General features: G+C 58.8%; 11 protein-coding genes and 1 tRNA gene. 5 read left to right on the top strand and 7 right to left on the bottom strand.

All coding sequences use genetic code 11. From position 1 onward, the window contains the following. Window positions 1-34: 34 nt before the first annotated feature. From ACGHU1_RS11950 to alaS, 4 genes are all read left to right on the top strand, one after another. On the top strand, window positions 35-583 hold the full coding sequence (locus ACGHU1_RS11950; RefSeq protein WP_390587205.1) for a DUF2062 domain-containing protein: 549 nt from the start codon (window positions 35-37) through the stop codon (window positions 581-583). Window positions 584-639: 56 nt separating this feature from the next. Continuing rightward, window positions 640-3123 (top strand): response regulator, encoded by a 2484-nt coding sequence (locus tag ACGHU1_RS11945; RefSeq protein ID WP_390587402.1) that lies wholly within the window; start codon window positions 640-642, stop codon window positions 3121-3123. Window positions 3124-3261: 138 nt separating this feature from the next. Continuing rightward, complete coding sequence (gene recA, locus ACGHU1_RS11940; protein WP_390587204.1) at window positions 3262-4326, top strand: recombinase RecA; 1065 nt, start codon at window positions 3262-3264, stop codon at window positions 4324-4326. 202 nt (window positions 4327-4528) lie between these two features. Continuing rightward, a complete protein-coding gene (alaS, locus tag ACGHU1_RS11935) occupies window positions 4529-7189 on the top strand; it encodes an alanine--tRNA ligase (RefSeq protein ID WP_390587202.1) in 2661 nt (886 codons plus the stop codon). A 14-nt stretch (window positions 7190-7203) separates the two neighbouring features. Here the strand turns inward: alaS and ACGHU1_RS11930 are convergent, their stop codons facing one another. From ACGHU1_RS11930 to cpdR, 7 genes are all read right to left on the bottom strand, one after another. After that, entirely contained in the window at window positions 7204-7380 is a 177-nt protein-coding gene (locus tag ACGHU1_RS11930; RefSeq protein WP_390587200.1) for a hypothetical protein, read from the bottom strand. 69 nt (window positions 7381-7449) lie between these two features. Next, a complete protein-coding gene (locus ACGHU1_RS11925) occupies window positions 7450-9219 on the bottom strand; it encodes a cation:proton antiporter (RefSeq protein WP_390587198.1) in 1770 nt (589 codons plus the stop codon). A gap of 32 nt (window positions 9220-9251) precedes the next feature. Next, window positions 9252-10916, bottom strand: a complete 1665-nt coding sequence (locus tag ACGHU1_RS11920) for a GNAT family N-acetyltransferase (protein WP_390587196.1) — start codon at window positions 10914-10916, stop codon at window positions 9252-9254. Window positions 10917-11023: 107 nt separating this feature from the next. Next, window positions 11024-12244, bottom strand: coding sequence for an NADP-dependent isocitrate dehydrogenase (locus ACGHU1_RS11915; RefSeq protein ID WP_390587194.1), 1221 nt, complete (start codon window positions 12242-12244; stop codon window positions 11024-11026). A gap of 143 nt (window positions 12245-12387) precedes the next feature. Further along, the gene (locus ACGHU1_RS11910; RefSeq protein WP_390587192.1) at window positions 12388-13083 is read right to left on the bottom strand and encodes an SDR family oxidoreductase; all 696 of its coding nucleotides are present in this window, start codon (window positions 13081-13083) and stop codon (window positions 12388-12390) included. A gap of 115 nt (window positions 13084-13198) precedes the next feature. Next, a tRNA-Val gene (locus ACGHU1_RS11905) sits at window positions 13199-13273 on the bottom strand. Between the two features lie 104 nt (window positions 13274-13377). Beyond that, complete coding sequence (gene cpdR, locus ACGHU1_RS11900; protein WP_390587190.1) at window positions 13378-13767, bottom strand: cell cycle two-component system response regulator CpdR; 390 nt, start codon at window positions 13765-13767, stop codon at window positions 13378-13380. A 165-nt stretch (window positions 13768-13932) separates the two neighbouring features. Here cpdR and ACGHU1_RS11895 point away from each other — a divergent pair, with 165 nt between their 5' ends. Then, window positions 13933-14943, top strand: coding sequence for an N-formylglutamate amidohydrolase (locus ACGHU1_RS11895; RefSeq protein WP_390587188.1), 1011 nt, complete (start codon window positions 13933-13935; stop codon window positions 14941-14943). The last annotated feature ends 50 nt before the right edge of the window (window positions 14944-14993 follow it).

Genomic DNA, 14993 nt, shown 5'->3' with positions numbered 1-14993 from the left:
CGCCTCACCGCGCAGGAAAACCTGGGCATCGGACATGATCCGAAAATATATGCCCACGCGCGAAGAAATGGCGCGAAACCGGTTTCTGGCGCCCATCGCGCACCGTTTCCTCACCCCTGAATTGTGGCGATTTACCCGCCGGTCGGTCCCGCGCGGAGTGGCTCTCGGTCTGTTTTCCGCGTTTATCATCCCGATCGGGCAGATTTTTCTGGCGGCATTTCTTGCACTCCCCTCGCGGGCGAATATGCCGCTTGCCGCGCTGGTCACGTTTGTCACGAACCCGTTTACTCTGCCCGTCTGGGTAGTGGTCGCCAACCGGGTCGGGGCGTTCACGCTGCAGATTGATGCCGCGACCTCCGGTTATGCCAACGAACAGCTGGAAAGCGGGGCATGGAGCTGGCTTTCGGATTTTTTCGAGCTTGCCGGGGTCACAGCATTCGGCTTCATCGTGTTGGCGGTCCTGTCTGCCGCAGTGGGATATCTTCTTTCCAGCGCGGTGTGGAGAGTGATCATTGCGCGCCGCCGGGCAAAACGTCTGAAACGGATGGAAGCGCGTCTCGACCAACGGCTCAAGGCGAATTAAAGCCTGCGAGCAATAACCAGAACCGGGATTGTGTTCGCTTGAAACGTCTGACTGAAATGCAGCTCGCCGCAATAGAGGACGGGGCTGGGCCGCCGACTTCTGGCGGGCCGCTATTCGTTGGCGCATTGTTCGGTGCAGTCTTTGTCAGCGCCCTTCTGCTGTTTCTTGCCACTTCCAGTCTGGTGCTTGCGCTCACATTCGGGCTTGGCGTTTCGGTGCTGCTAGGCGGCCTGTTTGCGTTTGAACGGATGCAGGCAGAGCCTGAGGAGGCTGCGCTTTCCGCACCAGACTGGTCAGTGACGCTCGCCGCGATAGAGACTTCGGGCGAAAACCCCCAGGCTGTGGCGATTACTGACAGGGCCAATCGCCTCGTCTGTGCGAACTCGGCCTTTATCAAGGCATTCGGGGCGAGCAGCGCGCCGCCTTCGCTCCCTTTTGAGCGCACCGGCCTCGAAGCGATGACCCGGCTCGCACGGGAGGCATGGCGCGATGGTTCGGCGGAAATAGACAGCGTGCAAAGCGGCTCGGCTGGCGCAAACTGGTCTGTTTCAGCGGTAAGGGCAGGGCGGGGTGAGGACCACCTTATCTGGCGTTTCTCCATCGTTGCGCTCGAAGATGCCGACGTTCTGGACGATCTCGATCTGTCCGGGCCGTTCGGGCGTATGCTGACGCGTGCCGGCATTGAGACCGCGTTGACGACAGCGGCCGGCGTAGTGCGTTCGGTAAGTGCAGGCTTCGCAGAGCGCGCCGCGGGTGACGCCACCGCAACTCTGGTGGGGCAGGATTTCGTCTCCTTCCTGCGATCCGATGACCGTGACCGCATATATTTTGCGCGCGAGGGTAGAGGGGGCACTCCGCAGACTCTCGTCGATGTGCCTTTGATGGACCCCGCCATGGCTGGCGCGTCGTCCCCTGATGATAGCGCGACCTTGATGCTGATGATCGACAGCGGCGTGGGCATTGGCGGGGGCTGGGACGGAACCTCGCAGGCGGGGGTTGCCCAGTTGGAGGCTCTGCTCGGGCAGCTTCCTCTGGGGCTCGCCATGACCGACCGCGATGGCCGTTTCCTGTTTGGCAATGAGGCGTTTTTGCGATCTGTCGAGCGTGAGGGGCGCGGACTGCCTGCTTTCCCGACCGATCTGGCAGTACGCGAAGACAAGGCCGCTTTGTCCGACGCGGTGCGGCGCCACGGACGCGGCCCGGCCACCAGCGGCAATATGGCCGTGCGTTTGTCTTCGCAGCCTGATGAGCCGGTGTCTCTTGGGCTGGCCGGGGTCAGAGGGCTTGGCGATGCGGCCGTGCTGCTCAGCCTCAACGATTCCAGCGAGGAAAACCAGCTCAAGCGGCAAGTCGCTCAGGCGACGAAGATGCAGGCGGTCGGCCAGCTCGCTGGCGGTGTGGCGCACGATTTCAATAACGTGCTCACCGCGATAATCGGCACATGCGATCTGATGCTGCTGCGCCATACGCCGGGCGATAGCGATTACGATGATATCCAGCAGATCCGCGCGAATTCCAACCGGGCAGCATCGCTGACGCGGCAATTGCTCGCCTTTTCGCGGCAACAGACCTTGCGCCCCGAAATTCTGCAATTGCCCGATGTCGTCAGCGAAGTCGGCCCCCTTATCAAGCGCCTGCTGGGTGAGAAGATCACCTATTTCGTCCAGCATGACCGTGACCTTGGCCCGGTGCGTGCCGATCCGCAGCAATTGGAACAGGTCATCATGAACCTCGCGGTGAATGCCCGCGATGCGATCCAGTCGAATGGCCGCGGGCCAGGGCGGATTTCGCTCCTGACCCGCAGCATTCAGGCAAAGGATGTTCAAAAGCTCGGCTCGGAAATCTTGCCGACTGCCGATTACACCGTGCTCATTGTCCAAGATACAGGCGGCGGTGTCCCGCAGCAGGTGCTTCCCAAGCTGTTCGAACCGTTTTTCACAACGAAGGAGCAGGGCAAGGGCACGGGTCTGGGCCTCTCGACGGCTTACGGTATCGTCAAACAGTCGGGCGGATTTATCTTTGCCGACAACGTTACCGATTCGTCCGGCACGATGACCGGCGCCCGCTTCACGATCTATTTCCCGATCCATCGCGGCGAAGCGCCGAAACGCCGCGCCGCGCCGGAACCTGTCTCCTCCGATTGGTCGGTCGGAGGCCGGGTTCTGCTGGTCGAAGATGAAGACATGGTGCGCGCCGTCGCCGAACGCGCTTTGTCACGGGCGGGCTACGACGTGACGGCGTGTCCCGGCGGAGAAGAGGGCCTTGAAGCGATAGAGCAAGGTGGCAGCTTCGATCTCGTCGTTTCCGATGTGGTCATGCCAGGCATGGACGGCCCCGCCATGGTACGGGAAATCCGTAAGCTGCATCCTGACATGCCGGTCCTGTTCATGTCGGGATATGCCGAGGAACAGCTGCGCAAGGATATCGACATCCCGGATATGCACTTCATCGCAAAACCGTTCAGCGTATCCTCGATCAGCGACAAGGTTGGCGGAGTGATGCAATCGGCCAAGCAAAAAGCGGAAGCAGCAACGGGCTAACCGCCGCGTCTTTGAACTGAGCTCTAAAAAAGTTTTGTTCCACTCTTGTTCTATGAGAACAAATCCGATACATAATCTCTCCACAAGGGGCGGTCGATAATTCCTGATCGCATCTAGGCAAGCGAAGGAGAGCGTGCGATGGCTACTAATCTCAAGCTGGTAGAGAAGGAAAAAGACGTGGACCGTCAAAAGGCGCTCGACGCCGCACTCGCGCAAATTGATCGCGCATTCGGCAAAGGCTCGGCGATGAAGCTGGGCTCCAAAGAAGCGATGGAGGTCGAATCGATTTCGACCGGATCGCTCGGCCTGGATATCGCCCTTGGAATAGGCGGCCTGCCCAAAGGCCGCGTCATCGAAGTGTACGGGCCTGAAAGCTCGGGTAAGACAACTTTGGCGCTGCATGTTCTGGCAGAGGCACAAAAGAATGGCGGGACCGTCGCTTTTGTCGATGCCGAACACGCATTGGACCCGGTCTATGCCAGAAAACTGGGCGTCGACATTGATGAACTGATTATCTCGCAGCCTGACACCGGTGAACAGGCGCTCGAAATTGTCGATACGCTGGTTCGCTCGAATGCGATCGATGTATTGGTGGTCGATTCGGTCGCGGCGCTCGTCCCCCGCGCTGAAATCGAAGGCGAGATGGGCGATTCCCACGTTGGCCTTCAGGCGCGGCTCATGTCCCAATCACTGCGAAAGCTGACCGGTTCTATCAACCGTTCAAAGTGCATGGTGATCTTCATCAACCAGCTCCGCATGAAAATCGGCGTGATGTACGGCAATCCCGAAACCACGACCGGCGGCAATGCGCTGAAATTCTACGCTTCCGTTCGTCTCGACATCCGGCGCACTGGCCAGATCAAGGACCGCGATGAGGTGATCGGCAACTCGACCCGTGTCAAAGTGGTAAAGAACAAAGTCGCACCGCCGTTCAAGCAGGTCGAATTTGACATCATGTATGGCGAAGGCATCTCGAAAATCGGTGAAATCCTCGATCTGGGTGTGAAAGCCGATATCGTGGAGAAATCGGGTAGCTGGTATTCCTATGACAGCGTTCGGATCGGCCAGGGTCGTGAGAATGCGAAAACCTATCTCAAGGAAAATCCTGAAGTTTGCGACCGGTTGGAAGCCGCTATTCGCGGCCGCACCGACGAGGTTGCCGAGGAAATGATGGCGGGCCCGGACGCGAAGCCTGACGACTGATCCTCAAGCGGGCAAGTCTGCGATCGCTGCAGCGCCCGAAAGACCGGGAAACCGGCGCATGCCAGCCCATAATCCGGGTGCTGGCGGCGCCGGTTTTTCTGTTGCCGAGCTGGACGGTCAATCACACTGATCGACACGTTTGATCCGAGACAATGCACAGGGTGTCTTGTCCCCGGCGTGCGCATTGCCTAACTGCCAGCTCATGACGTCCACCAACGATATCCGCCGCTCGTTTCTCGACTTTTTCGGCCAGGCCGATCATGTGACCGTGCCCAGCGCGCCGCTGGTTCCCTACAACGATCCAACCTTGATGTTCGTGAACGCCGGGATGGTGCCGTTCAAGAACGCGTTTACCGGCCTGGAAACGCCTCCGGGACCGCGTGCTGCTTCTTCGCAGAAATGTGTGCGGGCGGGGGGTAAGCACAACGATCTCGACAATGTCGGATACACCGCGCGCCACCACACGTTCTTTGAAATGCTTGGAAATTTTTCATTCGGCGATTATTTCAAGGAACAGGCGATCGAGAATGCGTGGACATTGCTCACGCGCGAATGGGGATTGCCCGCTGAAAAACTGACGGCGACTGTCTACCATACGGATGATGAGGCGTTCGACCTCTGGCGCAAGATTTCAGGCCTTCCCGAAGAGCGGATTATCCGCATCGCAACCAGCGACAACTTCTGGTCAATGGGCGAGACGGGGCCATGCGGGCCTTGCTCCGAGATATTCTTCGATCACGGCGATCACATTCCCGGCGGTCCTCCGGGAAGCCCGGATGAAGACGGCGATCGCTTTGTCGAAATCTGGAACCTCGTCTTCATGCAATTCGACCAGCAGGCAGACGGGACGCGCCGCGATTTGCCGCGCCCGTCAATTGACACTGGAATGGGTCTGGAACGCATCGCCGCCGTCATGCAGGGCGTGCACAACAATTACGACACCGACACGTTTAAGGAATTGATCGAAGCATCGATCCAGCTTGCCGGTGATGCGAGCACGGACGATCGCCTCGCGAGCCACCGTGTGATTGCCGATCATCTGCGATCGACCAGCTTTCTGATGGCAGACGGCGTGCTGCCTTCCAATGAGGGGCGCGGCTATGTCCTGCGGCGCATCATGCGCCGCGCTATGCGTCATGCACACCTGCTTGGTGCGAGCGAGCCGTTGATGCACCGGCTTGTGCCCAGCCTGGTGTCGGAAATGGGCCAGGCATATCCCGAGCTTGTTCGCGGTCAGGCGCTGATCGAAGAGGTGTTGGAGCGCGAAGAAACACAATTTCGCAAGACACTTGATAAAGGTTTGAAGCTGCTCGACGAAGCGACCGTAGATATCGGCAGCGGCGGCGAATTGGACGGCGAAACCGCGTTCAAGCTCTACGACACATTCGGATTTCCTTACGACCTCACCGAAGACGCGCTGCGCGCTCGCGGTATCGGGGTGGACCGCGCTGGATTCGACGCCGCGATGGACCGGCAGAAAGCCGCAGCGCGCGCCGCATGGAAGGGCTCAGGGGAGGCGGCATCAGGCGAAGTATGGTTCGACATCGCTGAACGCGAAGGTGCGAGTGAATTCACCGGCTACGCCGCGACATCGGGCGAAGGTATCGTGGTCGCAATCGTCAAGGACGGGGCGGAAGTCGAAAGCGCTAGCGAGGGTGATGAGGCTGTCATCTTGACCAACCAAACCCCTTTTTACGGCGAAAGCGGCGGCCAGACCGGTGATGCCGGCACCATAACTTCAATCGAAGGTTTCAAGGCTGAAGTGAGCGATACGAGCAAACCTCTGGGCAGGCTCCATGCACATCACGCTATTATCAAGGCCGGCAAGGTCGAAATCGGCGATAATGTGCAGCTTGATGTCGATGAGGAACGCCGCAGCCAGATTCGCGCGAACCATTCTGCAACGCACCTTGTCCATGCTGCACTGCGCAACCAGCTTGGCGGCCATGTCACTCAAAAAGGCTCATTGGTGGCTGAGGATCGTTTGCGCTTCGACTTTTCGCATCCAAAAGGCCTGAGCCCAGAAGATATCAGCGCGGTTGAGGCCGAAGTGAACTCAGAGATCCGCGCGAACGAACCGGTTGCCACACGCCTTATGAGCCCGGATGAGGCAGTTGAAGCAGGTGCGCTTGCGCTGTTCGGTGAAAAATACGGTGATGAGGTCCGCGTCCTCTCAATGGGTCGCGCCAGCGATGGAGGCCGCAATTATTCGGTCGAGCTATGCGGCGGGACGCACGTCAATGCCACTGGCGATATCGGCCTGTTCCGCATCATCTCGGAAAGCGCGGTGTCCTCCGGTGTTCGGCGTATCGAGGCATTGACGGGTGAACCGGCGCGCAAATGGCTGGTGGAACGCGAGGAAGCCTTGAAAGCCGCAGCAAGCGTGATCCGTGCGGCCCCGGAAGACGTTCCCGCCCGTGTCGGGCAATTGCTCGAAGAGCGCAAGAAGCTCGAAAAAGAATTGGCGCAGGCCAAGAAAGCCCTTGCTCTGGGCGGCGGTGACGCTGGTGAGGGTGGAGCGCCAAATGCTGATGAGGAAGTCGGCGGGATCAAGTTTAGCGGTCAGATCCTAAACGGCCTGAGCCCGAAAGAATTGCGCCCATTGCTGGATGAAACAAAGCAGCGATTGGGATCAGGCGTTGCGGCGATCATTGCGGTCAATGACGGCAAAGCGAGCATTGCGTCGGCGGTAACAGACGATTTGACGAGCAAATTCAGCGCCGTCGATCTGGTCCGCGCCGGCGTAGAAGCCCTTGGCGGAAAAGGCGGCGGTGGCCGCCCGGACATGGCGCAAGGCGGCGGTCCGGACGGCGATAAGGCCGATGAAGCGATTGCTGCTGTAAAGGCCGTTTTGCAGGGCTGAACAGCAGCTGCCGATCAGGCGTCGGGCGTCTTCTTGGTCACACCGTCGCTTCCTTGGGAAAGGTCATTGCCGCCGGTATCGCCCGGCTGTCCGCGATCATCAGATGTCGGCGCCTTATCTTTCAGCGGGCCTTTCACGTTCTGCGGTTTGAATTTTTGATCGTTCGGGATTGGTTTGGTTGGATCGGTCATCGTTATCTCCTTCTACCAAACCAACGCGTGGCCTTTGAAAAGGTTCAGGATTTCTTGCCGAAGCCCAATTTATGTGTCTGACGCGGTTGTCGATGTGCGCAGTTTCGGCGGTTCCGACAGCTGACCGTCCCGTTCAAGTATGATCCGGTATTCATCGCGCTTCTCGTGGATCGAGGCAATGACAGGGCCCATCGCAACGCCAATATCGACGAGCACTGCTTCTGAAAGTTGCAGCGAACTTTCGAGGTTTTCCGGCACTGCATGGCTTGCCCCGGCACGGTACAGTTCCGCAGCGTGGTCGGTATCTCTCGCACGCGCCACGATGAGCAGGTCGGCATATTCCTTCCGAAGTTTCGATACGAGCCGCTGTGCCAGTACCGGCTCGTCCATAGTAAGCACCACTGCTGGCGCATTTTCGATGCCGAGATGATCCAGCGCGTCGCCGCGGGCCGCGTCGCCAAATGTTGCGCGGTACCCCAAGCGTTTTGCCCGGTCGATTATGTCCGGATCGGAATCGAGAAGGACATATGCCTGATCGTGCGTCACCAGCATATCCGCAATCAGCCTGCCCACACGTCCGCCGCCGATAATGATTGTGCGCGCCTCGCCTGTATCTTCCTCGGGAAGTTCGGGAACTGTCTCAACACGCCGTGCAATGCTGCGCCCCAGTTTTGCGAGAAGCGGCGTGACGGTGAGGCCGATCGCGGTGACAATTTGCCAGAATTGCGCGGTTTCCGTGTCGATGACGAGGGCACTGGTTGCGGCCGCCAAGACGATCAGCGTCGTTTCGCTGGGGCTGGCCATGAGCACGCCTGTCTCAGCCGCAGTGCTGCGCCGCGCGCCCATCATTTTCAGCAGAGAGCCTGTGACGACAGCCTTGAACGTCAGCACGCCGACAACGGCCAGCGCGATCTCGCTCCAGTTTTCGATCACGGTTAGGATATTGATGCTCATCCCGATGGTGATCAGGAACACACCCAGTGCGAGCCCTTTAAAAGGCTCCATGATCGTTTCGACCTCGTTGTGATATTCGGTCTCAGCAATGAGCAGGCCTGCGATCAGCGCGCCGACAATGGGTGAAAGGCCGGTGGCTGCCGTGGCAAGGCTGGCCCCGATAACCACCAGCAGCGATGCGGCAAGAAACAGTTCGGGACTCTTGGTGCGCGCAGCCTGCGAAAACAGCCGGGGCAGGGCGAACCGGCCAAGCACCAGCAGAAGCAGGATGACAAGTGCACCTTGCCACAGAGTTTCGGTAAGCGCGGTCCAGCCATCGCCATCGGCATTGGGCGCCAGCGCGCCGAGGATGAAGATGATCGGGACGATCATGATGTCCTCGAACAACAGCATGGAAAGTGCGGCGCGGCCAACAGGGGACTTTGTGCCCGAAATCGGCAACACAATGGCGGTAGAGGAGAAAGCGAGCGCAAACCCCAGCGCCAACGCCGAGGTCGTCTCCATCCCGCTGGCATAGCCAAAGAACCCTGCTGAAATGCTTCCGATGATCAGCAGCTCTAACGAGCCGAGGCCAAATACCAGCTTTCGCAGCTGCCAAAGACGGTTGAACGACAGCTCAAGACCGATGGCGAACAGCAGCAGGATGATGCCAAAATCGGCAAAGGGCTGTAATCGTTCCGGGTCAGATATTGTGACATAATTCAGCCAAGGTATCTGCTGGACCAGCGTGCCTAGGCCAAATGGTCCTACCAGCACGCCGATCAGGATGAACCCGATGATCGGGGTGATCCGAAACCGGGCGAACACCGGTATGACAATGCCCGCCGCGCCGAGGATAACCAGCGCGTCCGACATTATCGGTGAAAGGGTGAGTTCGCCCGCCATGTCTGATCGCTTACCCGCAGAATGTCAGCGTGTCATCCGCCGCCTGCGGTGGAAGGGCCGATTGGTTTGGCCGCAGCATCCTGACCCTCATTGGGCAGGCCCAAGGGATCGGAGATATTGCCCACCCGCTTGTCCCATTCGATCCGGTAAAGATCGAACCGGCGATCATGCAGGTTCTGCACTGTTCCCTCTGCGCGGGCCCAGCTGAGGTCGGCAAGGTTCACATCGCTGATGGTGAGCGTTTCGACATTTTCACTCGCCTCAGCCGCGATTCCGTCTCGCGCAAATGGGAAATCGCAAGGGGTCAGGATACAGCTTTGCGCGTATTGAATGTCCATATTGGCGACATTGGGCAGGTTGCCGACATTGCCGCTCATAACGACGTAGCACTGGTTTTCGATGGCGCGGGCTTGGGCGCAATATCGCACGCGCATGTAACCCTGACGGCTATCTGTGCAGAACGGGACGAAGATGATCCGGGCGCCTTCATCGACAAGGCGGCGGGCCAGTTCCGGGAATTCGCTATCATAGCAGATGAGTACGCCGATGGGGCCGCAATCGGTGGGGATGGCGTCAATGCTGTCGCCCCCTTTGATATTCCACCAATATGCCTCGTTCGGTGTGGGGTGGATTTTCTCCTGCGCGTGGATCGATCCATCGCGCAGGCAAACATAGGCGACGTTGTGAATGTCACCGTCCGGCATGCGCGTCGGGTGCGAACCGCCGATTATGTTGATGTTGTAAGACAGCGCCATTTGAGAGAGGCGCTGGCGGATTTTGGGTGTATATTTGCTCAGCAGCTCGATCGATTCAAGCGGGCTTAACTCTTCGTCTTCGGCGCTCAGCAGCATGAGCGTGAACAGTTCGGGAAAGACGATGAAATCGCTTTCATAATCGGCTGCGACATCGACGAAGTATTCGACCTGCTTCATGAATTCGTCGAAATCCGCGACCGCGCGCGCCTGCAGCTGGCAGGTGGCGATGCGCACGCTTTCCACGTCGCGCGGCAGGCGGTGCTTGGGCGGGGAATCGATATCGACATATGGGTTGCGCCAGACCATGCGGACGGCGTTGGCTTTCGACTGCTTATCCTCTGGCAGATAATCGCGAAGGACGCCGTGCGGTTCGAACCCATTGGCAAGCTGGAATCGCAGCACGGGATCGTGGATCTTGGTGTCGATGACCTTTTGCAGATATTCTTCGGGGGTCTCCGCGCGGTTCGTTTTGCGCCGCATGGCCTTTGCCAGTCCCGGCATCCGGCCGCCAAAGACTATGCCTTTCAGATCCAGCCGTTCCGCCAGCGCGCGCCGTTCTTCGTAAAGCCTGCGTCCCAACCTGGTGCCGCGAACGCCGGGATCGACACACATTTCATAACCATAAAGCCAGTCGCCGGTCGGATCGTGCCGCGATCCAAATCCATTGCCCGTCACCTCGTCCCAGGTGTGATCGGCCAGCGCAACATCCTCATCCAGACGCATGCTGGCGCAGTAGCCAACAATTTTCCCATCCAGTTTTGCGATGAAGCAGCCGTCAGAATAATTGTTGATCTGCCCCCTGATCTCGCCCTGCGTATAGGCGGGTAGATCGGCATAGGCGCGGCGGACAAGATCGCCGATGGCCCGCACATCCTTCAGCATGGCCTGACGGATTTCGAGACGCGCTTTGGGTAGCCGGGTCTTGGCTGGGGCTTTGGGCATCGGGCAGTGTTCCTGATGGGAAAGGCAAAGGGCGGCACGTTCGATTGAACAGCCGCCCTTTCTCTACGCCGTGCGCAGGCACGGGTTCCGTTGTTCGTTGAGGCTGATCAGCCCCAGTTTTGCATTTCTGCTTCGAGATTGGTGACGATCGCTTCAAAAAACTGTTCGGTCGTGAGCCAGTTCTGGCCCGGGCCGATCAGCAGCGCGAGATCTTTCGTCATCTGGCCTTTTTCGACGGTCTCGATGCAGACGCGCTCCAGCGTTTCAGCGAATTTGACAACATCGGGCGTGCCATCGAACTTGCCGCGATACATCAGGCCGCGCGTCCATGCGAAGATCGACGCAATCGGGTTGGTCGATGTTGCCTTGCCCTGTTCGTGCTGGCGGAAGTGGCGGGTGACGGTGCCGTGTGCCGCTTCGGCTTCGATAGTCTTGCCATCGGGCGTCATCAGGACCGAAGTCATCAGTCCGAGCGAGCCAAAGCCCTGTGCGACCGTGTCCGACTGCACATCGCCGTCATAGTTCTTACAAGCCCAAACGAACTTGCCGCTCCACTTGAGCGCGGATGCAACCATGTCATCGATCAGGCGGTGTTCGTAGGTAATGCCGGCCTCTTTGAACTTGTCGGCAAATTCTGCCTCGTAAATCTCTTCGAACAAATCTTTGAAACGGCCATCATACTTTTTCATGATGGTGTTTTTGGTCGAGAGGTAGACCGGCCATTTGCGGTCCAGACCATAGTTCATCGACGCGCGCGCAAACGCACGGATCGAATCGTCGAGGTTGTACATGGCCATCGCCACGCCGGAGCTTTCAAATTCAAACACGTCGAGGTCGATTTTCTCGCCGTCTTCCCCTTCGAATACGAGGCGCAGTTTACCGGGGCCGGGGATCAGGGTGTCGGTCGCGCGGTACTGGTCACCGAATGCGTGACGGCCGACGACAATCGGATCGGTCCACCCAGGTACAAGGCGCGGCACGTTGTCGATCACGATCGGCTCACGAAAAACCACCCCGCCAAGGATGTTGCGGATCGTGCCATTGGGCGATCGCCACATCTTTTTGAGGTCGAATTCCTCGACGCGGGCTTCGTCAGGCGTGATTGTGGCGCACTTTACGCCGACGCCGTGTTCCTTGATCGCGTTCGCTGCGTCCACCGTGATCTGATCATCGGTTTCATCGCGCTTTTCGATCGAGAGGTCGTAATACTTCAGGTCCACATCAAGATAAGGCAGGATCAGGCGTTCGCGGATCCACTGCCAAATGATCTTGGTCATCTCATCGCCGTCAAGCTCGACGACCGGGTTTTGTACTTTGATTTTTTGCATGGCTAGCGCCTCATCCTTTTGGACTACGTGTGTTCGATAGGATGTCTGTATTGATCCCTCACGCGCGCTCTAGCAGAGGTGCGCTGGCTTTCAAGGTTGGCATGCCCGAAATCATCGGGGGCACGCTAATCTTTCCGGCTCTTTCAGAAAGGCAGCAGTTCTTCGACGAGAGCCGCTGGTGATTCCAGAAAGGTGCTCTCTGCGCGCGCGATAAAAGGACGCTCGTGCACATGTTTTGAATCGAGCGCGCAATCGAGCATGAATTGCGCCAGATCAGGGCGCCGGGTGCGCAGCTTGCCTTTGGGCATGTCATCCAGGGAAACCTCGAAATCACCCGTGTGAGGCCGGTTCAGCAGCCAGCCAGGACGCACTGCGGTCCAATCGATATCGTCGCATACGCGCAGCACCCGCTCCATCTCGCCCATCTGGCGGAAAATACGGTCAAGCGGTGCAGTGGCGGTCTTGAACCAGAATGGCACCGCCGCGTCCGGGTCTGCAAAAGCTGCAGAGATCGTGACGAAGCGTTTTACCTTTGTCTTTCGCATCGCCTGAATGATGCTGACCGCGCCCTCTGTATAGAGCGGAGGAGGATTGATCAGCGTCTGCGGGTCGCGCGGCAAACCAACGGCTGAGATAACGCAATCCACGCCGTCCATAAGATCAGCGAGTCCGCCGTCGAGCAAATCCGCCTCGCGCTTTTCAAAGTCGGGATGGTTGCAAAAGTTCTCTGGAAAATCGCGTTCCGCAGCGCGGACCTTGCATCCGCGTTCAAGCGCCTGATCCAGCACACTGCGCCCGGTATCGCCGGTCGCTCCGAATAGTAATATCGATGAAGTCATGCCGCAATAACGGACAAGCAGGGCATAAGTGCCGAGAAACCGGATGCAAATTTCACCACGCCGAGTGCATTTGCCGCGGCGAACAGCGTTGCGGTCTGATATCAAAGGAAAACGATGGTGGGCGTAGGAAGAGTTGAACTTCCGACCCCTGCAATGTCAATACAGTGCTCTACCACTGAGCTATACGCCCCAGCCATCGGTTGAGCCGTTCATTTGCGGAACGGGAGCGGCCCATTAACGCGGGCACGTTTGCAGTGCAAGCGTTAACAGTGCGGTTTTTCGAATAGTGCGCCGTTAAAGGCTCGCCTCGCGCTGGTCCTCGAACACGCGCTCCACTTCCAGCACGAGATCGCGCAAGTGGAACGGCTTGGACAGAACTTTCGCGTGGGGCTGTTCACGGCTTGCCCGGAGGGAAACGGCCGCGAAGCCCGTGATGAACATGACCTTTGTGCGAGGCGAAATTTCCGCACACCGCTGGGCGAGTTCGATCCCGTCCATTTCTGGCATTACAATGTCCGAAAGAAGCAGGTCGAAATGCTCTGCCTCCAGCATGGGGACCGCCGCTGTGCCGCGATCAACGACGCTTACGTCATAGCCGGCCTTCGTCAGGGCGCGTTCCAGATATACGCGCATGGCTTCGTCGTCCTCGGCAAGGAGGATTCGCGGATTTGCATTCGATGTCATGACGTGGCTGATAGCAAGCGAGACTTAAGAAATCTTTCTTTTGCGACAGGTTGCCCGGATTTGAGACGCATTGCCTGATGGATTAATCAAATCCGCCAAAAGCGCGCGCCTTGCCGCCATCGCAGGCTTTGACTCAAGAGAGCAAAACGGGCAGCACTTCAATTCATGAGTGATCCTTCATCACCAAAGGGGCTGCGCGGCCCTGCTGCCTCCGATGCTGGCAGGAGGCCGATGCGGCGAACGCAGGGCGGTGCGGTCGCCGGACACACGGCCGAAGGGTTATTCGGACCTGCATTTACGCACGTTGCACCTCAACCGATGCCGCTACCCGTCCTTATCGCGGTTCCGCATGCGGGTAGGGTCTATCCATCCGAAACGCTGGCACAATTGCGCGATGTGGACCTAAGCCAACTGCGGCTCGAAGACAGGTTTGTCGACCGATTGGGCGTAGAGATCGCCAAGGCAACAGGCACCGGTCTGCTGGTCGCACATGCGCCGCGCGCCATGCTCGACCTGAACCGGGCGCACGATGATGTCGACTGGGAAATGATAGCGGGGCCAGGGCGCAGGAAAAGCAAACCTGCGCCGGTGCTGACAGGCTCCAACCACCGGGCCAGAAGCGGCCTTGGCCTGGTGCCAAGGCGGCTGCCGGGTTTCGGCGAGATTTGGCGGGAAAAACTGAACCGGGATGAACTGGACCGGCGCGTCGACTGCATCCACCGCCCCTACCACACGTTTCTTGCAAGCGAGCTGGATCGCATCCGAGACAATTGGGGCGCTGCATTGCTTATCGATTTGCATTCGATGCCGCCCCTTAGGGAGCCGGGTCCGGGGCAGCCCGCGCCGAGAGTTGTTTTGGGCGACCGCTTTGGTGCTTCGTGTCAGAGCAGTTTTATCGCTCGGTCGTTCCGCTATCTGGAAGAGCGAGGCTGCGCGACCGCACATAATCGCCCCTATTCTGGCGGATATGTGCTCGATCGCCATGCTTCGCCATCGCGCGGTATACATGCCATCCAACTGGAAATTTGCCGCTCCACCTATCTGGACGATGCCCTTTCCGAGCCGAGCGCCGCGCTGGAGCCACTTGCCATGATGCTGTGCGGGCTGGTGCGCGAATTGGGCGCAGAGGCAGCGCGCATCGGAAGCCGCGACCAAACGGCACAAGCTGCCGAATAGGCTTCGCGTTTGCGGAGCCGCGTCCTCGCTCTAGCAGTTCCCTAAAAAAA

Source organism: Erythrobacter sp. MTPC3 (assembly GCF_042854385.1).
In the GTDB taxonomy this organism is placed as follows: Bacteria; Pseudomonadota; Alphaproteobacteria; order Sphingomonadales; family Sphingomonadaceae; genus Erythrobacter.
This window is presented reverse-complemented; position numbering and strand designations above follow the sequence as displayed.